The organism is Lysobacter sp. TY2-98 (assembly GCF_003367355.1).
In the GTDB taxonomy this organism is placed as follows: Bacteria; Pseudomonadota; Gammaproteobacteria; order Xanthomonadales; family Xanthomonadaceae; genus Cognatilysobacter.
Map to the genome: position 1 here is coordinate 813,865 of NZ_CP031413.1, position 20,710 is coordinate 834,574.

17 protein-coding genes are annotated in these 20,710 nt (G+C 67.9%); 8 read left to right on the forward strand and 9 right to left on the reverse strand.

The genetic code is table 11. The annotated features are described in order from the left end of the window. Positions 1-85 precede the first annotated feature (85 nt). The 3 genes from DWG18_RS03965 (at position 86) to DWG18_RS03975 (ending at position 4,011) form a co-directional block, all read left to right on the forward strand. The gene (locus tag DWG18_RS03965) at positions 86-844 is read left to right on the forward strand and encodes an RNA methyltransferase (RefSeq protein ID WP_115648021.1); all 759 of its coding nucleotides are present in this window, start codon (positions 86-88) and stop codon (positions 842-844) included. 153 nt (positions 845-997) lie between these two features. Beyond that, positions 998-1,879: a phosphate/phosphite/phosphonate ABC transporter substrate-binding protein gene (locus tag DWG18_RS03970; protein ID WP_115648023.1), complete on the forward strand. Its 882-nt coding sequence runs from the start codon at positions 998-1,000 to the stop codon at positions 1,877-1,879. After that, complete coding sequence (locus DWG18_RS03975) at positions 1,876-4,011, forward strand: EAL domain-containing protein (RefSeq protein WP_115645609.1); 2,136 nt, start codon at positions 1,876-1,878, stop codon at positions 4,009-4,011. Before DWG18_RS03970 ends, DWG18_RS03975 begins: the two co-directional genes overlap by 4 nt. 1 nt (position 4,012) lies before the next feature. On the opposite strand, the gene DWG18_RS03980 is transcribed toward DWG18_RS03975, so the two are convergent. Then, complete coding sequence (locus DWG18_RS03980; protein ID WP_162823693.1) at positions 4,013-4,630, reverse strand: exopolysaccharide biosynthesis protein; 618 nt, start codon at positions 4,628-4,630, stop codon at positions 4,013-4,015. Then, positions 4,614-5,930, reverse strand: a complete 1,317-nt coding sequence (locus DWG18_RS03985) for a hemolysin family protein (RefSeq protein WP_115645613.1) — start codon at positions 5,928-5,930, stop codon at positions 4,614-4,616. The genes DWG18_RS03980 and DWG18_RS03985 overlap by 17 nt, the downstream gene beginning before the upstream one ends. 217 nt (positions 5,931-6,147) lie before the next feature. On the opposite strand from DWG18_RS03985, the gene DWG18_RS03990 reads away from it, so the two are divergent. After that, complete coding sequence (locus DWG18_RS03990; protein WP_115645615.1) at positions 6,148-6,774, forward strand: DUF47 family protein; 627 nt, start codon at positions 6,148-6,150, stop codon at positions 6,772-6,774. Between the two features lie 10 nt (positions 6,775-6,784). After that, on the forward strand, positions 6,785-7,912 hold the full coding sequence (locus tag DWG18_RS03995) for an inorganic phosphate transporter (protein WP_115645617.1): 1,128 nt from the start codon (positions 6,785-6,787) through the stop codon (positions 7,910-7,912). A gap of 184 nt (positions 7,913-8,096) precedes the next feature. Here the strand turns inward: DWG18_RS03995 and DWG18_RS04000 are convergent, their stop codons facing one another. Further along, on the reverse strand, positions 8,097-8,507 hold the full coding sequence (locus DWG18_RS04000) for a hypothetical protein (protein WP_115645619.1): 411 nt from the start codon (positions 8,505-8,507) through the stop codon (positions 8,097-8,099). Between the two features lie 33 nt (positions 8,508-8,540). Here DWG18_RS04000 and DWG18_RS04005 point away from each other — a divergent pair, with 33 nt between their 5' ends. Both DWG18_RS04005 and DWG18_RS04010 read left to right on the forward strand, forming a co-directional pair. Then, positions 8,541-8,885, forward strand: a complete 345-nt coding sequence (locus tag DWG18_RS04005; RefSeq protein ID WP_115645621.1) for an MGMT family protein — start codon at positions 8,541-8,543, stop codon at positions 8,883-8,885. Between the two features lie 80 nt (positions 8,886-8,965). Next, entirely contained in the window at positions 8,966-9,637 is a 672-nt protein-coding gene (locus tag DWG18_RS04010) for a rhomboid family intramembrane serine protease (RefSeq protein ID WP_115645623.1), read from the forward strand. A gap of 52 nt (positions 9,638-9,689) precedes the next feature. Here the strand turns inward: DWG18_RS04010 and DWG18_RS04015 are convergent, their stop codons facing one another. Next, complete coding sequence (locus DWG18_RS04015) at positions 9,690-11,717, reverse strand: M13 family metallopeptidase (RefSeq protein WP_115645625.1); 2,028 nt, start codon at positions 11,715-11,717, stop codon at positions 9,690-9,692. A gap of 146 nt (positions 11,718-11,863) precedes the next feature. Next, complete coding sequence (locus tag DWG18_RS04020) at positions 11,864-13,969, reverse strand: M13-type metalloendopeptidase (protein WP_240318596.1); 2,106 nt, start codon at positions 13,967-13,969, stop codon at positions 11,864-11,866. A 416-nt stretch (positions 13,970-14,385) separates the two neighbouring features. On the opposite strand from DWG18_RS04020, the gene DWG18_RS04025 reads away from it, so the two are divergent. Next, positions 14,386-15,690: a DEAD/DEAH box helicase gene (locus DWG18_RS04025; RefSeq protein WP_115645629.1), complete on the forward strand. Its 1,305-nt coding sequence runs from the start codon at positions 14,386-14,388 to the stop codon at positions 15,688-15,690. A 99-nt stretch (positions 15,691-15,789) separates the two neighbouring features. Here the strand turns inward: DWG18_RS04025 and DWG18_RS04030 are convergent, their stop codons facing one another. From DWG18_RS04030 to DWG18_RS04045, 4 genes are all read right to left on the reverse strand, one after another. Beyond that, positions 15,790-16,932 (reverse strand): DUF1501 domain-containing protein, encoded by a 1,143-nt coding sequence (locus DWG18_RS04030; protein ID WP_115645631.1) that lies wholly within the window; start codon positions 16,930-16,932, stop codon positions 15,790-15,792. Between the two features lies 1 nt (position 16,933). Next, complete coding sequence (locus DWG18_RS04035) at positions 16,934-18,349, reverse strand: DUF1800 domain-containing protein (RefSeq protein ID WP_115645633.1); 1,416 nt, start codon at positions 18,347-18,349, stop codon at positions 16,934-16,936. Further along, a complete protein-coding gene (locus DWG18_RS04040) occupies positions 18,339-18,596 on the reverse strand; it encodes a hypothetical protein (protein WP_115645635.1) in 258 nt (85 codons plus the stop codon). Before DWG18_RS04040 ends, DWG18_RS04035 begins: the two co-directional genes overlap by 11 nt. A gap of 273 nt (positions 18,597-18,869) precedes the next feature. After that, positions 18,870-20,684: a DUF885 family protein gene (locus DWG18_RS04045; RefSeq protein ID WP_115645637.1), complete on the reverse strand. Its 1,815-nt coding sequence runs from the start codon at positions 20,682-20,684 to the stop codon at positions 18,870-18,872. Between the last annotated feature and the right edge of the window lie 26 nt (positions 20,685-20,710).

Genomic DNA, 20,710 nt, shown 5'->3' on the forward strand with positions numbered 1-20,710 from the left:
CCGGGCGCGCGGCCGTGGAAAAGAGCGATCCCGCCATCGACGGCGGGGCGCGAAGCTTACCATTGCGGGCATGACCTCCGATTTCATGACGCTCGCCGCCGACCGCATCCGCATCGTGCTGGTGGGGACGCAACATCCCGGCAACATCGGTTCCGCGGCCCGCGCGATGAAGACCATGGGTCTGCGCCGGCTCGTGCTGGTCGCGCCGGAAAAAGCGCCGAATGCCGAGTCCGACGCCCTCGCGGCTGGCGCGGACGACGTGCTGGCGCAGGCCGAGCGCCATGACGACCTCGCGTCGGCGCTGGCGGGCTGCACGCACGTCATGGGCTGCACCGCCCGCAGTCGCCGCGTCGCGCTGCCCGAGCTCGACCCGCGTGAAGCGGCCGTGGCGCTGGCCGATGCGGCGATCGATGGCGACGTCGCACTCGTGTTTGGCCGCGAACGCACCGGTCTGACCAACGAGGAGCTCCACCTCTGCCACCAGGCGGTGCACATCCCCGCCAATCCGGACTACAGCTCGTTGAACCTCGCGGCCGCTGTGCAGGTGCTGGCCTACGAGGTCCGGATGGCGCTGCTGGGGCGGGCGGATTCTGAGGAAGCCGCCGGACCGGGCGATCCACGCGCCTCGCACGAGCAGCTGGAAGGCTTCTACGGGCAGTTGGCCGAAACGCTCGATGCCATCGACTTCCACAAGGGCCGCATGCCCGACAGCGCGATGCGCAAGCTGCGCCGCATCTTCAACCGGGCCGCGCTGGACGAGCGCGACGTCCGGCTGCTCCGCGGCGTGCTGGCCGATGCGCAGCGCATGGCGCGACTGGCCGGCGATCCGGGCTCGACCTCGTAGGCGGCAGCGACCGCCGTGAAGAAAACGGCGCGGATCGCGACGGACGTCCCAAACCCGGCCGGTTTTGCTTTAGGCTCCGCGAGGGCCCTCCGGTCGTCTGCCTTGATCACGCGCGTTCTTCGCTACGCCTGGTTCCTGCTGCTGGCGCTTGCCGTGGCCCCCGCCTCGCTCGAGGCGGCGGGTGAGACGTCGTCGTCCGGCGTTCTCGTGCTCGGACGCGTGAGCGACGACCCCGCCCAGCACTACGACCAGCTCAAGCCGCTGCTCGACTACGTCGTGCCGCGCATGGCCGACGTCGGCATCCGCGAAGGCCGCATCCTGATGGCGCGCGATCCGCAGCAGATGGCGAGCTACATGCGCCGCGGCCGCGTGGACTGGGTCACCGAAACCGCCGGCACCGCGATGCTGCTCAACCAGCGCGTCGGTGCACGCCCGCTGCTGCTCACCGAGCGCGACGGGGTCAGCCGCTACCGCAGCGTGTTCTTCGCCCGTCGCGATCGCGGTCTGTCGTCGCTCGACGATCTGCGCGGCCATCGCATCGCGTTCCAGCGCCCGTCATCGACGAGCGCCTATTACGTGCCGGCAGGCGAACTGCTCGATCGCGGCATGCACCTCGAAATCCTGCTGTCGCCGGACGACCAGCCGGCTGCGGGCTCGGTTGGTTACCTGTTCGCGCGCTCCGAACTCAACATCGCGACGTGGGTGCACAAGGGCCTGGTCGACGCGGGCGTGATGAGCAACGTCGACTGGGACAACCCGGCACGTGTGCCGTCGACGTTCCGACGCGACTTCGTGCTGATCGGCCAGACGCCGGACTACCCGCGCGCCGTGGAAGTCGTGCGCGGCGATCTCGATCCACGCATCGCCGCGCGCCTGCGCGAAGTGCTGCTCGAAGCTTCCAACGATCCGGCCGGCCGCGAAGCGCTGCTCGCGTTCTTCGGCACCACGCGTTTCCTTCCGCTCGACCCGGCGTCCGAACGCGCGCTGGCCGGCATCGGCCGCGGCGTCGCCCGCATCAAGGCGGACGTCGAATGAGGTTCCGCATCGGCCTGCAGGCGCAGTTCTTCGCCATGGTCGGCTTCGCGATCCTCGCGGCCAGCGCGCTGATGGTGCTGTTCTGGATGCGCCAGCAGGAAGTGCAGACGACGGTCGAAGGGCTGTCGCGCCAGGCCACCGACCAGGTGCTCGACGCCAACCTGCGTCGTCGCGCGGACGGCACCGCCGAGCAGCTCGCGAAGGCGCTGGTCAATCCGCTGTACTACTTCGACCTCGACGCGGTCGGCGATCTCGCCAAGAGCACGCTTCGCCAGCCGGGCGTGCGCTACGTGCTGGTGTACGACGCCGACGGCAACATCCTCCACGACGGCACGGCGGACATCCCCACTTATGGCCGGCGCATGGACGATGCGCTCGCGTTCGAGGCGATCGGCGCGCGCGAACTGCATGCGCAGACGACGCGCGACATCCTCGACGTGTCGGCGCCGATCCTGATCGGCGGGTCTCGGCTCGGCGGTGTGCGCGTCGGTTTCGATCGCACCGAAGGCCGCGATTTCCAGCAGGCGGCGATGACGCAGCTGCGTCAGCAGATCCGCGATCTGGGCCATCGCCAGCTGCTCGCGATCCTGCTGCTGAGTGCGGCGCTGCTCGCGCTCGGTGGCGTCGTACTGGCGCTGATCCAGCGCACGTTGGTGCATCCGATCGGCGAGCTCGCGGATTCGGCGCGTGCGATCGAGGCAGGGCATTTCGATACGGGCATGCCCGTGAGTCGTCGCAAGGACGAACTCGGCGATCTGGTGCGTGCGTTCGGCCGCATGAGTTACAGCGTCGCGCGCCATGATCGCGAGATCCGCCGCATGGCCTACACCGACGCGCTGACCGGCCTCGCGAACCGCCTGGCGTTCCGCGAGATGCTCGATGCGCGCCTCATGCAGCTCAACGGCGCCGGTCGCGAGCTCGCGCTGCTGTTCGCCGATGCGGACGACTTCAAGCGCATCAACGACACGCTCGGCCATGACGCCGGCGACGAAGTGTTGCTGCAGTTCGCGCACCGCATCTCCGACACCGTGGCCGAGATGGGCGGTGCCGATGCGCGGGTCGCGCGTTTCGGCGGCGACGAGTTCGTGATCCTCGTCGAGGACGGCGACGTGCGCGCCGGCGCGACGCAGCTCGCCGAACGCCTCGTGCAGGTGCTGTCCGAGCCGCTGGTGGTACAGGGCAGGCAGGTGTTCCTCGGCACGTCGGTGGGCGTGACGCTCTACCCCGAGGATGCTGACGGTGCGACGGCGCTGCTCAAGAACGGCGACATCGCGATGTACCAGGCGAAAGTCGCGGGCAAGAACTGCTACCGCTTCTACAGCCGCGCCATGAATGAGGCGGTGGAGCGCCGTGTGCATCTCGAGAACGAGCTGCGCGGGGCATGGGACCGCGGCGAGCTGCGTCTCGTCTACCAGCCCGTGTATCGCCTCGCGGACCAGCGTCTCGTCGGTGCGGAAGCGCTGCTGCGCTGGCGTCATCACGAGCAGGGCGTCATCGCGCCGTCGGTCTTCATCGACGTCGCGGAGCAGAGCGGCCTGATCGACACGATCGGGCCGCAGGTCATGCGCGCGGCGTGTGGCGACGCGGTGCTGTGGGAGCAGGCGCGTGCGGCCGACGCCGAACCGCTGTTCGTCTCCGTCAACGTCTCGCCGCGCCAGCTGCGCAGTGGCGACCTCGCGCGCATGGTGGAAGCGAGCCTCCGCGATGCCGGGCTCTCGCCGGACCAGTTGCACATCGAACTCACCGAGACCGCGGTGATCAGCGACGAAGCGCATGCGAGCCAACTGCTCACGCGCCTGCGGTCGCTGGGCGTGAAGGTATGGCTGGACGATTTCGGCACCGGGTTCTCGGGCCTGAGCCACCTGCGCCGCGTGCCCGTCGATGGCGTCAAGATCGACCGCAGCTTCGTCGCCGACGTGCTGCGCGATCCCGACGATCTCGCGCTCACCACCGCGATCATCGCGATGGCGCATTCGCTGGGTATCACCGTCGTCGCCGAAGGCGTCGAGAAGGAGGGCCAGTACGCGCTGCTGCGCGAGCGCCGCTGCGATCTGGCGCAGGGCTACTGGCTGGGCCATCCGCTGGAGATGGAGGAATTCCTTGCCCTGGTGGCAGAGGAAGTCGTCGCCTGAGTCAAAAGTACTGCGCGGCCATTCGCGCAAGGCTTCCCGACAGCAGGCCGAACACCACGATCGACGCGATCGCGCCCGCCCAGGCGACGAGCATCAGCACACCGTCGCGTTCTAGGAAGGCCAGCGCGAACAGCAGCACCAGCACGCCCAATGCGTAATTGGTGAAGGGAATCGGCAGCGTGAGCAGCAGGCCCGTCACCAGCACGAGCAGGCCGGTGACGATGCCTGGCAGCCAGTGATCGAGCAGCACCTCGGCGCGTGGGCGTACGACGCGCTCCAGGCGTGCGAGCCAGGGGGCGATGCGATCGCGCAGGTGCACCAATGTGGTCGGGCGCGGACTGCGGCGGCCGATGAACTTCGGCAGCCAGGGGCGCTGCAGGCGCACGACGAGCTGCACGCCGACCAGCCCCACCAGCGGTCCGCTGAGGCCGCCCGCGAGTCCGGGAATCGGAATGAACGCCGGCGCCGCGGCGGCCATCAGCAACATGCCGAACGCGCGGTCGCCGAGGCCCGCGAAGAGTTCGGCGAAGGTAAGCCTGTGGGTCGACGCCGCGTCGGCGAATCCGTCGAGCAGCACGCGGGTGCTGCGATCGTGGTCGCCGTCAGCCGGATCGTGCATCGTCGCCTTCATTCTCGGACGACACGCGCTGCATCAGCAGTTTGTCGACGCGCGGTCCGTCCAGGTCGATCACCTCGATGCGCCAGCCGTTCCATTCGAAGTGCTCGCCGGCGTGTGGAATACGCCCGAATTGAGCGATCACCATGCCTGCGGCGGTGTGGAAGTCGTGTTCGTCCTCGCCTGGCAGCTCGCCGGCACCCAGCAGCTCGCGCAGTTCCTCGACACCGAGCGAGCCGTCGACCAGCAGTGAACCGTCGTCGCGCACGACGATGCCGCTCGGGCGTTCGTCGCTGTCGTTCTGGATACGTCCGATCACCGCACCCATCAGGTCGTTGACCGTCACCAGGCCGCTGATGTCGCCGTATTCGTCCACGACCAGCGCGAGCGACTGCTGCTCTTCGCGGAAGATCTCGAGAAGCTTGAGCGCGGGCGTCGACTCCGACACGAACAGCGGTTCGCGCAGGCTTTCGAAGAGCGCCGGCATCTGGCCGCGGCCGATCGCCCGCAGCAGCGACTTCGCTTCGAGAATGCCGACCACGTCCGAGTCGCTGCCGCGATAGACCGGAAAGCGCGAGAAGGGCGCCTCATGCAGTGCCTCGAGGTTTTCCGCGGGCTCGGCGGAAGCGTCCAGCCAGACGATGCGCGTGCGGGGCGTCATCAGGCTTTCGGTGGTGCGGTCGCCGAGGCTGAGCACGCGATTCATCATCTTGCGCTCGTCGGCATCGATCACGCCCTGCTCGTGGCCTTCGCTCACCAGCATGCGGATCTCTTCTTCGGTCACCGCTTCGTCGCCGCTGTCGCCCAGACGCAGCAAACGCAGGAGCAGGCGCGTCGAGGTCGAGAGCAGCACGACGAAGGGCTTCGCCAGCTTCGCGAAGAAATCCATGGGGTAGGCGACGAGCGCCGCGATCGACTCGGGCCGCAGCGTGCCGATGCGCTTGGGCACCAGCTCGCCCACTAGGCCGAAGAAGAACAGCACGACGAGGAAGCCGCTGGCGCGCCCGATGTAGGTGGCGTAGGGCGCGAGCGAAGGAACGTCGCGCAGCGGTTCGGCGATCTTCTCGCCCATGGACTCGCCACCGAAGTAGCCGGTGAGCAGGCTGAGCAGCGTGATCCACAGCTGCACGGCGGACAGGAAGCTCTCGGGCGACTCCGCGAGCTCCAGCGCCTTGTGCGCGCGCGAACTCGTCGACGCCATGTGGCGCAGGCGGCTCTTGCGCGAGGTCATCACCGCCATCTCCGACATCGCGAAGAAGGCGTTGAACACCACCAGCAGGAGGACGATCAGCAGGTCACGCACGGACGGGGTCCCGGTCGGGGCGGTCGCGGTGCGTGCCGAGGGCCGGGCCGGCCTGGGCGGGACGGCGGGTCCACACTGCGGATGGGGAAGGGGGAGGCTTCAAGCGGGCGCGATCTTAGCAGGTGGCGAGACGCCGCCCCCGTGAACGTGGCGGGGACGCGCTATTCCACACCGTCCGTTGTCATAATTCCGCGATTCGAACGCCCGAGAGACCCGCATGTTCTCCCTCCAGACGATCTTCGGCCAAGGCAAGCAGTTCTACGCGCTGCTCGAGGAAGCCGCCGTCGCCGCGCACGACAGCACCAAGGCACTGCACGCGATGCTGCGCGAATCGGCCGGCCAGCCGACGCTCGACGTGTTCAAGCTCACGCGCCAGCGCGAGCGCGCCGCGTCGGACAAGATCCGCCACGAGCTGGTGAACAGCTTCATCACCCCGATCGAGCGCGAGGACATCGAAGCGTTGGCGTCCGCGCTGTACAAGATTCCGAAGCAGGTCGAGAAGTTCGCCGATCGCTATTCGATGGCGCTGCGCCACCTGCAGGGCATCGACTTCGCGCCCCGTGCCGCGATGCTCGAGAAGGCGGCGGGTGTGGTGGTCGAGATGGTCCAGGCGCTGCCGGCGATGAAGCTGGAAACGATGAAGGGCCTCAGCGACCGCCTGCGTTCGATCGAGAACGAAGCCGACCGCCTGATGCTCGAGCTGTATCGCGACATCTATTCCGGCCGCCTCGACGCGCAGCAGATGTTCCTGCTCAAGGAGTTCTTCGAGATCCTCGAGAAGGCCATCGACCGCTGCCAGGAAGCCGGCGTCGTCGCCTACGAAATCGTGCTGAAGAACTCCTGAGGCGACGCCGATGCTGACCCTCGTGCTGGTCGTCGTGGCCGTTGCGCTCGTCTTCGAGTACATCAACGGTTTCCACGACACCGCCAACTCGATCGCGACCGTGGTCGCGACCAAGACCCTGTCGCCGATGCAGGCCGTGATGATGGCGGCGGCGACCAACCTGTTCGGCGCGCTGTGGGGCACCGCGGTCGCCAAGACGATCACGTCGGGCATCGTCGATGCGCATGTGGTCGATATCACCTCGCAGCTGGTGCTGTGCGCGCTGATCGGCGGCATCGTCTGGAACCTGATCACGTGGGCGCTCGGCCTGCCGTCGTCGTCGTCGCACGCGCTCATTGGCGGTCTGTGCGGCGCGGCGCTCGCGGCCGCGCGTGGCAACTGGCACGCGATCATCTGGGCCGAGCACAAGGATCCGTGGTTCAAGAGCGGCGGCGTGCTGTGGAAGGTGATCATCCCGATGGTGTCGTCGCCGTTGCTGGGCTTCATCGTCGGCTTCGCGGTGATGGGCCTGCTCTACGCGATCATCTCGGGCATGGCATCGGGCGGACGGCTGACGCGTCGCGCGGCGCGTCCGCGTCCGGTGAACGCGTTCTTCGGCAAGGCGCAGGTCGTCAGCGCCGCGGCGATGGGCTTCGCGCATGGTTCGAACGACGCGCAGAAGACGATGGGCATCATCGCCATCGCGCTGCTGGGCGCGCAGTCGGCGGGCACGCTTGACGCGTTGCCGGCGTGGCTTGCATTCCTGCATCCGTCGGCGAATGCGATCGAACACAAGGACATCGACACCTGGATCAAGGTGTCGTGCGCGCTGGTGATGGCGGCGGGCACCGCAGCGGGTGGCTGGCGCATCATCAAGACGCTGGGCCACAAGCTCGTGAAGCTGCAGCCGATCAACGGCTTCGCCGCGGAAGCGAGTGCGGCGACGGTGATCCTGACCGCGTCGGCGCTGGGCATCCCGGTGTCCACGACGCACAACATCTCCGCGACGATCATGGGTGTCGGCACCGCGAAGCGCTCGAACGCGATCCGCTGGACCGTCGTCGAACGCATGGTCTGGGCGTGGATCCTCACGATTCCCGCGGCCGGCGGCATCGCGTGGCTGTCGTACGAGGCGCTGCGCGCGTTGGGCTGGGCCTGACGCAAAGGAACCCCGGTGGGGCTCCGACCACCGGGGTTCCACCTCCCGAGCGGGAGACGCACTCGCTTCGGTGAGTGCACGGCGGGTGAGCGCCGCGCACTGACGATCCGCCCGAAGCAGTTAGGCAGACGTCAACACGCTGTTAGGTCGCAGCGCGCGGTTCAGCACGCTGCGTGAGCGTCCATCAGAACAGGTCGCCGCCTGCGGACAGCGTGCGCTCCATGCGATCGCCGACGCCGCCGATTTCGAGCACGAGACGGTGCACTTCGGCGAGGTCGAGGCCGTCCAGCGGACGGTTTTCGCAGAGCTGCAGATGCGGCACGCCATCGAGATCACCGATCGCGAGATGGCCGACCTGGCTGTCCCAGTTGAACGTGAGCGCCCGGCGCGGGTCGACGCCCGTCATCGGCGCTACGACCGTGCTGACGCGCAGGTAGGCGCGTCCATCTTCGTCGGGAATGCGCGTGAGGAAGATGGCCTGGTGACGGCGGCCGTTTTCCAGCGACAGCTCGACGCACACCATCCCGTCGTCGTGCGTCGTCAGTTCGTGGCCTGCGCCGTCCAGGTACTCGCGGATGTCTTCGAAGTCGCGCATGGTCAATCTCCTTGTGGCGACTATGCTAGCGCCATGTCCGCTCCCGACACGAACGACGCGGCCCGTCGCATATTCGCCGCGATCCGCGCGATCCCGAAAGGCGAGGTCGCGGGCTATGGGGAAGTCGCCCGTCGCGCGGGCCTGCCGGGTCGTGCACGCATGGTGGCGCGACTGCTGAGCACGTCCGCCGAACCGAACCTGCCGTGGCATCGCGTGCTGCGTTCCGACGGGCGCATCGCGTTTCCGGACGGCTCGGACGGCTATCGCGAACAGAGCGCGCGCCTACGTGCGGAAGGCGTCCGCGTGCAGTCCGGCAAGGTGGTGGGCATGCGCAGGGCTCAGACGCTCGATGAGTCGCTCTGGGGCCCGCCGGAGTGAATGCCGCGGCCGCTGCGCAGCGGCCGTGACGACCGTTACTGCAGTGCAGCAGGTACCATGACGGCTCCCGAGGAGCCGTGATGTTTTCGAAGATTCCGCCCGTCACGCGGGCCCTGTTGATCGCCAACGTCGTGGTGTTCCTGCTGCAATGGCTGGCGGGCGAATCCGTTCTCGGCGATGTGCTCGACGTGATGCAGCTCTGGCCGATCGGAGCGGGTGATCCGTACGGCGCGCCGTCGTTCATGCCGTGGCAGCTGCTGACCTATGCCTTCATGCACGGCAGCATCCAGCACCTGTTTTTCAACATGCTCGCGCTGGTGATGTTCGGGTCGCAGGTCGAACACGTCTGGGGCGCGCGACGCTACCTCGGCTACTACCTCACCTGCGTCGTCGGCGCGGCGATCTGCCAGCTCGCGGTGGGCTACGGCACGATGGCGATGGGCGGCGAGGCCTATCCCACCGTCGGCGCCTCGGGCGCGATCTTCGGCCTGCTGCTCGCCTACGGCATGCTGTTTCCGCAGCAGCGCGTGATGCTCCTGATCCCGCCGGTGCCGATGAAGGCGCGCACGCTGGTGATCGTCTACGGCGTGCTCGAGCTGCTGATGGGCATCACCGGCACGATGCCCGGCGTCGCGCACTTCGCGCATCTGGGCGGCATGCTGTTCGGATGGTTGCTGATCCGCTACTGGCGACGTCGCCCGCCGTCGCGCGGCGGTCGCAACCGGCCACCGAACATCCGCATCGTGCACTGACGAAAACGTCCGCCGAAGCGGGCGTTTCCATTTCAAGCGAAGCGCTCTGCGCTCACGGCCAGAGACGCACCTGCTGGTCCGGCTTCGGCTGCATCGGATTGCCGACCTTGCACGCGAACGCCGTGCCGAACGTCGGCTGGTTCATCAGCGGCAGGTTCACGCGCCAGCGGCCGGGCGGATACGCGCTGGTCGCGGCGCGCGCGGTGGCTTCGTCGACCGACACCTGCTCCGGCCAGAGGTGCGCCCAGCCGGTGTAGAACGCCTGCATCGTCTCCTTCGGCGCGCCGGGCTGCGCGGCCTGCAGCGCGGCCTGCGCGAGCTCGACACCCGCCTGGTCCGCGACGAGCTGGTCGCGCACGAGCGTGCCATTGATCTTGACGCCGGTGAGCTGAGGATAGGCGAGGGTGCCCGCTTGCGACGAAATGCGATCGCCAAGCGCGGACCACGCGGCGGCTTCGGTGGGCGTCCACCAGTCGCGGCCCTGGCCCTTGGAGTCGATCAGGCGACCCTGTGCATCGATCGCATGGCTGAGCTCGTGACCGACCAGTGCACCGTACGCGCCGTACAGCGCCGCGCCGGGCTGCGCGGTGTCGAACACCGGCGCCTGCAGCATCGCGGCAGTGACGATCAGGCGGTTCTGCGGCACGTCGTAAGTGAGCGCGGGCTGCTGCGGCAGCACGTCCCATCGGCGATCGGCATTGCCGCGGCCGATGCGACGCATCTCCTCGCGGTGGCGCCAGGTGGACGCGATCAACATGTTGCTGCCGAAGCTGCCCCGACCCATAGGCTGCACCGAATAGTCGAGATCGCGACGGGGTGCGCCGACTTCGATCTTGAGCCCGGCGAGCTTGGCTTTTGCTTCGGCCTTTGCTGCATCACCAAGACGCGGATCGCGATCGACCATCGCCGACAGCGCATCGCGAATCTGCGTGGCGATCTGCGTGGCCTGCGTACGCGACGTCGCGGGCAGGTAGCGCGCGACGTACTCGCGACCGAGCATCGGGCCGGCGGCGAGATTGATCGCGTCGAGCACGTCCTGCTGGCGCGGCGGCGGCAGGACCTGTCCGGCGAGAACGTGATTGCGGAAGTCGAAGCTCGCGTCGCGCCACGACTTGCTGAGATACGGCGCCATCGCATCGCCCACGCGCCAGCGCAGGAAGGTCTTCCACTCTTCGACCGGCACGCCGGCGATGAGGTTGTCGAGCGTGGTGAAGAGTTCCGGGTTCGCCATCGACACCTGGTCGTCGGTGACACCCTGCGCCTTGAGGAAGTCGCCGAGCTGCAGGCGCGTGTAGGTCTTCGCAAGGTTGGCGGTCGGCACCGCGGCGTAGTTCGCGCGCGGGTCGCGCTGCATCGACAGCGGACGTTCCGCCGCGGCGATGCGCGTCTCGATGTCCATGACGTAGCCGAGTTCCTGCGGGATCGACGCCTGCGTCGAGCCGGTGAGCAGCAGGATCTTCTGGACGTAGGTGCGGTAGCGGTCCATCACCGCGCGCGTGTCGGCATCGGTGCGCGAATAGAACGCGGGATCCTGCAGGCCGATGCCGCCGCCGGTGAAGTAGCCGATGTGGCGGCTGGTGTCGGCGAGGTCGACATCGGCGCTGAAATTGAATGCGACCGGGATACCAACCTGGTGCAGCGCCGCGATCGCCGGCGGAATGTCCTTGGCCTTCTTGATCGCGTTGATGCGGCTGAGCAACGGCGCGATCGGGTTCGCGCCATCGCGCTCGACCGCGGCGTCGTCGATACCGCTGGCCCAGAAGTCGCCGAGCAACTTCTGCACATCGTTCTGCGGTGTGCTCATCGCGCCGTTGAGCAGGTCGATCTGCTGCTGGTAGGCGCGCAAGCGCAGCTGGTCCAGGGCGGAGACCGCCGACACGGCCGGTGAGGCGGGGTTCGCAGCAAGCCACGCCGCATTCGCATAAGCGTAGAAGTCGGTGCAGGCGCTCGGCGCGGCCGGCTTGGCGGTGCGGGAGGACGACGTGGAGGCCTTCTTTTTCGCCGCGGCGGCGGATTCGGGCGTGGACGTCAGGGCGAAGAGGGCAACGGCCAGTGCGGCGACGATCGGGCGTGCTGTCATTGCGGGCGTCCTTGGGAAACCGGCCGCAGTCTAGCAACGGACCTGCAGAGCCACTGAACGATTTCCTCACGCGTTCGCACGCGACATCGCAAAAACGAAAGGCCCGGGTCGCCCCGGGCCTTTCGCGTGTCACGGGATGCGTGCGATTACCAGATCACGACCTGCTGATCGCCACCGCGCACCATCGGGCTGCCCGCCTTGCACTGGAACGCCGCCGCGAACGCCGGCATGTTCGACGGCGCACCGATCGCACGGAAGTTCGCCGGCGCGTGTTCGTCGGTGGTGATGCGCAGCTTCAGCTCGTCCGGGGTGAAGTTGCGGCGCCACACCGTGCCGAAGTTGAGGAAGAAGCGCTGATCGCGCGTCAGACCATCGGTCTTCGGATCCGGCGTGCCCGCGGTGGCCTTCTTCATCGCGTCATACGCGGTGTTGAGGCCGCCGAGGTCGGCGATGTTCTCGCCGAGCGTGTGGCGACCGTTGACCATCAGGCCCGGTGCCGCCTGGTAACCGCTGAACTGGTTGATCAGCTTGTCGGTGCGACCTGCGAAGCCCTTCGCATCCGCCGGCGTCCACCAGTTCTCGAAGTTGCCGGTCGGTCCGAAACGGCTGCCCTGGTCGTCGTAGCCGTGCGTCATCTCGTGGCCGATCACCGCACCGATGCCGCCGTAGTTCATTTCGGCCGGCGCCTTCGGGTCGAAGAACGGCGGCTGCAGGATCGCGGCCGGGAACACGATCTCGTTCTTCGACGGATCGTAGTAGGCGTTCACCGTCTGCGGGCTCATGCCCCATTCGGTCTTGTCGACCGGCTTGCCGATCTTGCCGATGTCCCACTTGTAGTTGAACTCGTTCGCGGCGAGCACGTTGCCGATGTAGCTGTCGCGCGAGGTGCTCAGGCCCGTCCAGTCACGCCACTTGTCCGGATAGCCGATCTTCGGCGTGAACGCGGCCCACTTCTCGATCGCCTTCTTCTTGGTGTCCGGGCTCATCCAGTCGAGGTTCTCGATGCGCGCCTTCAGCGACTCGCGCAGGTTCTGCACGAGCGTCTCCATTTGCGCCTTCGAGTCGGCCGGGAACGCCGCCTTGACGTACAGCTGGCCCATCGCTTCGCCGGCCGCGCCGTTGAGCGTGGCGAGCACGCGCTTGGCGCGCTCCTTGATCTGCTTCTGGCCACGCATCGTCTGGTTGTAGAACGCGAAGTTCTCGTTGACGAACGCGTCCGACAGGTACGGCGACGCTTCGTCGACGGTGTGGAAGCGCAGGTAGCTCTGCCACGTGGTCGCCGGCACGTCGTCCAGCATCTTGCTGACTTCCTGGTGGAAGGACGGGATCGCCAGCGAGAACATCGTCGGCACTTCCAGGCCCTGCGACTTGAAGAACGTCGACCACGGGAAGTTCGGCGTCAGCTTGTCCGCTTCGGCGGGGCTGACCGGGTGGTAGATCAGCTCGGCGTCACGCGACAGGTCCTCGCGGGACTTCGACACCTTGGCCAGACGCGTTTCGAACGCGACGACGTCGGCCGCCTGCTTGGCCGCATCGGCGGCGGCGACGCCCGACAGCTCGAGCACCTTGGCGACGTGCGCCTGGTACGCGGCGAGCAGCTGCTTCTTGCTCGGGTCGGTGTAGAAGGTCGTGTCCGGCAGGCCGAGGCCGCCCTGGAACGCGACGCCGATGTTCATCGACGAGTTCTTGAAGTCCGGCGTCGAACCGAAACCGAACAGCACGTTCTCGCCCTTGGCGGCGGACGTGCGGATGTAGTCGGCGATCGCGGCCTTGTCGTTCAGCGCCGCGATCTGGTCGAGGCGCGGCTGGATCGGCTTGATGCCCTGCGCGTTGACCTTGGCTTCGTCCATGCCGGTGGCCCAGAAGTCGCTGACGATCTTCTCGACGCCGGTGGCCGACGTGTTCTTCGCGACCTGCTCGGCGATCTGGCGCTGCACGGCGTTGCTGCGCTCATCGAGCATCTCGAACGCGCCCCACGAGGTGCGGTCGCCCGGAATCTGGTTCGCGGCGAGCCACTTGCCATTGACGTAGCCGCCGAAGTCGGCGCACGCGTCCTTGGTGGTGTCGAGGTCGGACACCGCGAAGCGGTTCACCGGCGGCAGCTTGCTCTCGTCGAGCGTAATTGCAGGTGTTGCGGCGGGCGTCGCGGTCGACGCCTTGGCGTCGGCCTTCGGCTCATCCTTGGACGGGCAGCCGGTCAGAACGGCCGCGATGGCCAGGGGAAGCAGGAGTTGCGATTTCTTGAAAGTCACGTCGGGCTCCGAGGCCAGGACAGGGGTCGACCCGGGCACGCGGGCACGGGCGACACGCCAGAAGGCATGCCGGCCGGACACTAGCGGCTGGCGCGGGTGGGGAGGTGTGCCGGAGGTCATGTCGAGGGGCCCCGGCTGAACCGTGGCGGCGAGCGGCCGGGCAGGGCGTCGCGTTTTCCCGTAGCATGCGCCCGGTCCAGCGTCTGGCATTCCGCCCTTGGGCGCGTTTTCCAGGTTTCTCGCAGGCCCACCTGGGCCGCGCCGCGCAATGCGGCATCGCGACGTCATCCGCACGCATTCTCGACGCCGACACGCACCGGGTCTTTCCGGCGCGTCACCCTTTCGCTCGCAGCGCGGTCAGGAAAGCTCCGAGTCGCCCCATGGTTCGCGCCGTGGTGCTTTGCTTTGGAGTTTTCATGACGATCGAATCCTCGGCTTTCGAGGCCCTCGGCCTGCCGCCCGCCGTGCTGCGCGCGCTCGCCGACAAGAACTACACGACCCCGACCCCGATCCAGCAGCAGGCGATCCCGCTGGTGCTTTCGGGCCGCGACGTGCTCGGCGGTGCCCAGACCGGCACCGGCAAGACCGCCGCATTCAGCCTGCCGCTGCTGGCCCGCCTGTCCAAGGCCACGCCGCCGAACGGCCCGCGCCGTCCGCGTGCGCTGATCCTCGTGCCGACGCGCGAACTCGCCGTGCAGGTCAACGAGAGCATCCGCAACTACGGTCGCCACCTGCGCCTGACCACCGGCATGATCTTCGGTGGCGTCGGCATGGGCCCGCAGATGGACCTGCTGCGTCGCGGCGTCGACATCCTCGTCGCCACGCCGGGCCGCCTGATCGACCACCTCGAGCGTGGCACCGCCAAGCTCGACGCGATCGAAATCCTCGTGCTCGACGAAGCCGACCGCATGCTCGACATGGGCTTCCTCGCGGCGATCAAGCGCATCGTCCAGCAGGTGCCGAAGCAGCGCCAGACGCTGCTGTTCTCGGCGACGTTCGAGTCGCGCGTGCGCGGCCTCGCGATGGAATTCCTGCGCAACCCGGCGGAAGTCGAAGTGGCGGCGCGCAACACCATCGCGTCGACGATCCAGCACATCGCGCATCCGGTCGACAACTCGCGCAAGCGCGATCTTCTGACGCACCTGCTCGCGACGCGTTTCCAGGACCGCGTGCTGGTGTTCGGCAAGACCAAGCACGGCTGCAACCGCCTCGCGGAGCAGCTCGAGGAATCGGGCATCAAGGCGGTCGCGATCCATGGCAACAAGAGCCAGGCGCAGCGTCAGAAGGCGCTCGATGCGTTCAAGGCCGGGCGCGCACGCGTGCTGGTCGCGACCGACGTGGCCGCGCGCGGCCTCGACATCCCGGCGCTTCCGCTCGTCATCAACTACGACCTGCCGCTGGTGGCCGAGGACTACGTGCACCGCATCGGCCGCACCGGTCGCAACGGCGCTACGGGTGAAGCGATTTCGCTGGTCGCGATCGACGAAGGCGGCTTGCTGTCGCAGGTGCAGAAGCTGCTGGGCCAGAACGTGCGACAGGTACTCGTCGAAGGCTTCGCGCCGTCGCAGCCGCTGCGCATGGATGCCAAGCCGGTGCAGAGCAAGCGCCAGGCGCGTCCTTCGGCACGTCCGCACGGCAAGCCGGCAGTGCGCCATGCGCATGCGCAGGCCCCGAAGGGCCGGAGCGGTGCAGGCGCGCAGCGTTCGCGTATGGCGCGCTGACCGCGACTGACCGTCGCGACGACGTCGCGGCGCTCGTTCCGCAGTAACGAAACGCCGCCGGCTGCGAATGCCGGCGGCGTTTTTGTTTGACGACTGGCGTCAGGCGATGAGGCCGGTCATCGGGCGTGCGCCGACGCTGTCCGGAAACACCTGGCGATCGATCGCGCCGCGATCGAGTCCCATGTGGTCGGCGAGCACGCCCTTGAACACGGCGCGCAGGTCGGTGGTCGCGTGCAGGTCGCGACCCTCGAACAATGCGGACGGCGACAGGCCGGGCCAGTCCCCCGCGATGCGACCGCCGCGCACCGCGCCGCCCGCGAGGAACGCGACGCCCCCGGTGCCGTGATCGGTCCCATCCGTGCCGTTGGCCGCCGCGGTGCGGCCGAATTCGGTGACGATCGCGACGACCGTCTTCGGCCAGATCGATTGCGCCGCGTCGTGGAATGCGCGCAGTCCGGCATCGAGTTCGCCGAGCTTGCGCTTGAGCTGGTACGCCTGGCCGCCGTGGCTGTCCCAGCCGGTGTCCTCGACGAACGCGACGCGCGGGCCGTCGTTCGCGCGCATGAAGGTGGCCGCGGCCTGCATCGCCTGCGGCAGACGTAATGCGCCGGATGACCCCATGTCGCCGCTGCGCTGCATCGCATCGGCGAATGACGGCGCGAGGTCTCGGTCGCTCGCGTAAAGCCCCTGCAGGCGCTGCAGCATCATCGGATCGACGTCGTCGGCGAACGGCGGCGACCACGTGCGCACATGCCCCGGTCCGCGCGCGGACAACGGCGCGACGCTGGCGACCGCAAGCGCCTCCGCCCCCGCCATCGCCGCGCTGGTGCGGCTCAGCCAGCCCGTCTGCAGGTGCGCGCTCGCATCGCCCCCGCTTTCGACGTTGTCCTGCGCTTCGAAGTGCGAGCGGCCGCGATAAGGCGGCGCGATGGCGACGACCGGCAGGAACTGTTTCGACGCATACAGCTGCGAGGCGAACGCGAGCGAGGGATGCAGCCCGAAGCCACCGCCGAGTTTCAGCGCATCGGTGACGGCGAGATCACGGCGTAGGCGCGCGTAGTCCGGGTCATCGACGGGCGGCAGCGCATGCAGCGCGTCGAGTCCACCGCGCAGCAGCACGACGATAAAACGTACGTCGTCATTGCCGCGCAGCGCGCCGGCGAACGAGGGCAGGCGCGGCCACAGCGCGAGCGACGCGCTGGCACCGGCGACAGCAAGAAAACGGCGACGGCTCGGATCCATGTCAGGTTCTCCACTGGAACGCGGGGCTCGCGAACAGCAGTGCGAGGCCCGAACGGGCGGATTCGGCGCGACGCAGCGTGGTGGCGGTCGCGTCGTCGAGATGGGCGCCCAGCGCGATGCGCGCGGTGGCGAGCGGATCCGGTGTCACAGGCAGCGAGGCGAGGCGCTGTGCGGCCTGGATGCGCTTGAACAGCGCGTCGCCGCCGCTCCATGCGGTCGTCACGTCGGGAAACCCGGCCGGCGAGCGGGGGGTGAATGCGGGCTCGCCAAGCTGCGTCAGCACCGGTTGCAGGCGCGCGATGGGTTGCGACGCGTCCATTGCGCGCAATGCGGCGACGAGGAAGTCGTCCGGCGTGCGGAACTTGCGTGCGTCCGGCGCCCACGCTTCCGGGCTGTCGATCAATGCGCGATACACGTCGACGAGCGCGCCGCCGCTGCGCGTCCACGCCTGCGCCATGCGATCGACAACGACTTTCGGTGGATCGTCGGCGACGAAATGGCGCGCGAGTTTGTTCGACACGTGGCGCGCAGTCGCGGGATGCACGGCGAGGTCGCGGAGGATCGCGCGCCCCTGCAGCACGCCGGAATCCGCGTACATGCGGCCGAGCACGCGACGCGCGCCGCCTTCGTGTGCGTTCGGTCGGAAGACGAAGGCGGTCGATGGCACCGAATCGATCGCTTCGCGCGGCGCAGGTGTGCTCCAGCCGGTGATCGCGCGCGCCAGCTCGGTGACGTCGGTCTGCGTATAGCCGCCATCGACACCGAGCGTGTGCAGCTCGAGGATTTCGCGTGCGAGATTCTCGTTGAGCCCGAGTTCGCGCTTGCCGGACAGGCGCCTTGCGATGCGCGAGTCGTCACCCACGGACCGCGTGTTGTCGAGGTAACGAAGCATCGCCGGATGCGACGCGACGGCCTGCAGCAGCGCATCGAAGTGACCGAACACGTTCGGGCGGATCGCCTCGCGCTCCATCGGCGCGGCGTAGAGCAGGGCGGGACGCTTGTCGAGCGACACGGCGAAATGGTTCGACCAGAAGCGCACGAGGCGTTCGGCAAAACCGTCGGGCGTGGTCGCGGCGTGGCGATAACGCGCGTCGAGTTCGGCGCGCACGGCTTCTCTCAGCTCACCGCGTCCTGCGCGGCGTTGCCGTGCCGGTGTGGGCGCGGCGTCGTCCTGCATGGGCGACATGCCGGGGTCGTCGCGCATGCGCTTGTTCTGTCTCGCCGCCGCGAGTGCCACGGCCTCGCGATGCAGGTAGTCGGTGCTCGCGGGCAGCCCACTGAAGGCATTCGCGCCGACGTCGCCCGACAACTGGCGTGCGAGCACTGCGTGCGGATCGGTCGCGTGGTCGAGATCGCCGGGGCGTGCGCCCAGGCCGAACCGGTTGTACGCGCTGGCGAGTTTCAGGTCATCGGTCATTGCGCTCCTCCCGGGACGGAAACGCCCGGGGGAGATCGCGGTTGACCGGTTTTGCACAGGCGCGCGTCAGCGGTGCGCGGTCTTGTTCAGCGCCGCAGGCATCGAGCGGCCTTGTCGGTGCGAGCGGCCTCGCCGCAATCAGGAACGCGAGGGCGAGGAGGGCGACGCCGAAGGCGATGCCCGCCACGATCGCGACGGCATCGCGGAGTGCGGCGCGGTGGCGGAGATCGGGCGCGTCCTGCGTCATCGAGCGGCATTCCGTGGCGTGGGCCGGGTGTTCGCGTATCCCGCCGGGCGAGGCGACGTGTCGTCCGCGGCATCGCGCGGGCGGCGGACGGCGACAGCTCGGCAGCGGCGGTCCATGGCGAGGCGAATCATCCGCGGCACGAACGGCCCGTGCATGGGCCCGGTTGACCGGCGCCGATGCACGGTCGCGCCCGGTGGGCAGACGGTCTTCACGCGACGCCGGAAACGGAACGGGCCGCGTCGCGCGGCCCGTTCCGGTGAAGCCGGACGTCGGTCAGGACGCTTTCTTCGCCTCGATCCAGCGGTTGATCTTGGCGTCCAGCACGTCCAGCGGCACCGCGCCGTCCTTCAGCACTTCGGCGTGGAACTCGCGGATGTCGAACTTCGGGCCCAGCGCCTGCTGCGCACGCGCGCGCAGTTCCTTGATCTTCAGCTCGCCCGACTTGTACGCCAGCGCCTGGCTCGGCCATGCGATGTAGCGCTCGGCCTCCGCGGTCGCCTGCGTTTCGCTCTCGGCCGAGTTGTCGAGCATGTACTTGATCACCTGGTCGCGGCTCCAGCCCTTGCTGTGCAGGCCGGTGTCGGTGACGAGTCGGATCGCGCGCCACAGCTCGTTTTGCAGGTAGCCGAAGTACGAGTACGGATCCTGGTAGACGCCGAGATCCTTGCCCAGCGATTCGGCGTACAGGCCCCAGCCTTCCGCGAACGCGGTCTCGCCACCGAAGCGGCGGAACTTCGGCATCGTGCCCATTTCCTGCTGCAGCGAAATCTGGAAGTGGTGGCCCGGGATCGCCTCGTGCAGGTACAGATCTTCCGCGTCCCACTTCTTGCGCGAGGGCAGGTCATACGTGTTGACGTAGAAGATGCCCGGGCGCTTGCCGTCCTCGCTCGCGCTCTGGTATTCGCCGCCGGCTGCCGATTTCGCGCGGAACGGCTCGACCGGACGAATCTCGAACGGCGACTTCGGCACCAGCGAGAACTGCTTCGGAATGCCGGCGTTCACCGACTTCTCGAGGTTGCGGTAATAGGTGAGCAGCTCGTCTTCGGTCTTGAAGTTGAACTGCGGGTCAGTGCGCATGAACTGGAAGAAGTCCTGCAGCGACCCCTTGAAGCCGACTTGCTGCATCACCTTCTGCATTTCACCGTGGATGCGCTCGACCTCGCTCAGGCCGAGCTGGTGGATTTCCTCCGGCGTGCGGCTGGTCGTGGTGCTGTTGCGCACGTTGTACGCGTACCACGCCTTGCCGTTGGGCAGTGCGTCGAGGCCGACGGTCTCGCGAGTCTTCGGCATGTATTCGTCGTTGATGAAAGCGCGCAGGCGCTTGTACGCCGGCATCATTTCGCCGGTGATCATCGTGCGGTAGGCCTTGGTCAGGCGCTCGCGATCGGCTGCGGAGAACGTCTTCGGCATGTTCTGGATCGGGCCCCAGAACAGCGTCTTGGTCGGATCGTCGTTGATCAGCGCATCAAGCTGCGGCACCACCTTGACCATCAGCACGCGCGGCTGCACCACACCGGCCTTCATGCCTTCGCGCATGTTGCCGACGGCGGTATCGAAGATCGCCGGCAGCGCATGGGCGCGCTTGAGCCAGTTGTCGTAATCCTTGACCGTCTTGAACGGCTGCGGGCCCGTGCCCGAACCGAACATCGCCGCATAGCTCGCGATGCTGCCCATCTGGTTGACGGGCATCATCCAGTCGGGGAACTGCTCGCCTTCGAGCGAGCGCTTGGCGCCGTCGACGAAGATCTCGTAGCTCAGCAGATCCTGGCCGGTCAGTCCGTCGCTGCCGACCTTCTGCACCGCATCCAGCCACTTCACCGTGAAGTCGTGCGACTTCTTGCGGTAATCCGCCGCGAGGAAGTTCGGCAACTGGTCGTTGTAGCGCGGGTCACCCTGGAAGGTGGCCTGCAGCGGGTTGAGCTTGAGCAGCTCTTCCCAGTACTGCTCGTACATTGCCGAGAGCTTCTGGCCCTTCGACTGGTTGACCGCCGCCTTGACGGGCGTGGCCTTCGCCGGCGCGGCGATGGAGGGCAGGGCGGCAAGGCCGAACGCGAGGGCGACGGCGAGGGTGAGGGGACGCAAGGGCATGACGGGCTCCGTCTGGGGACCCGTGG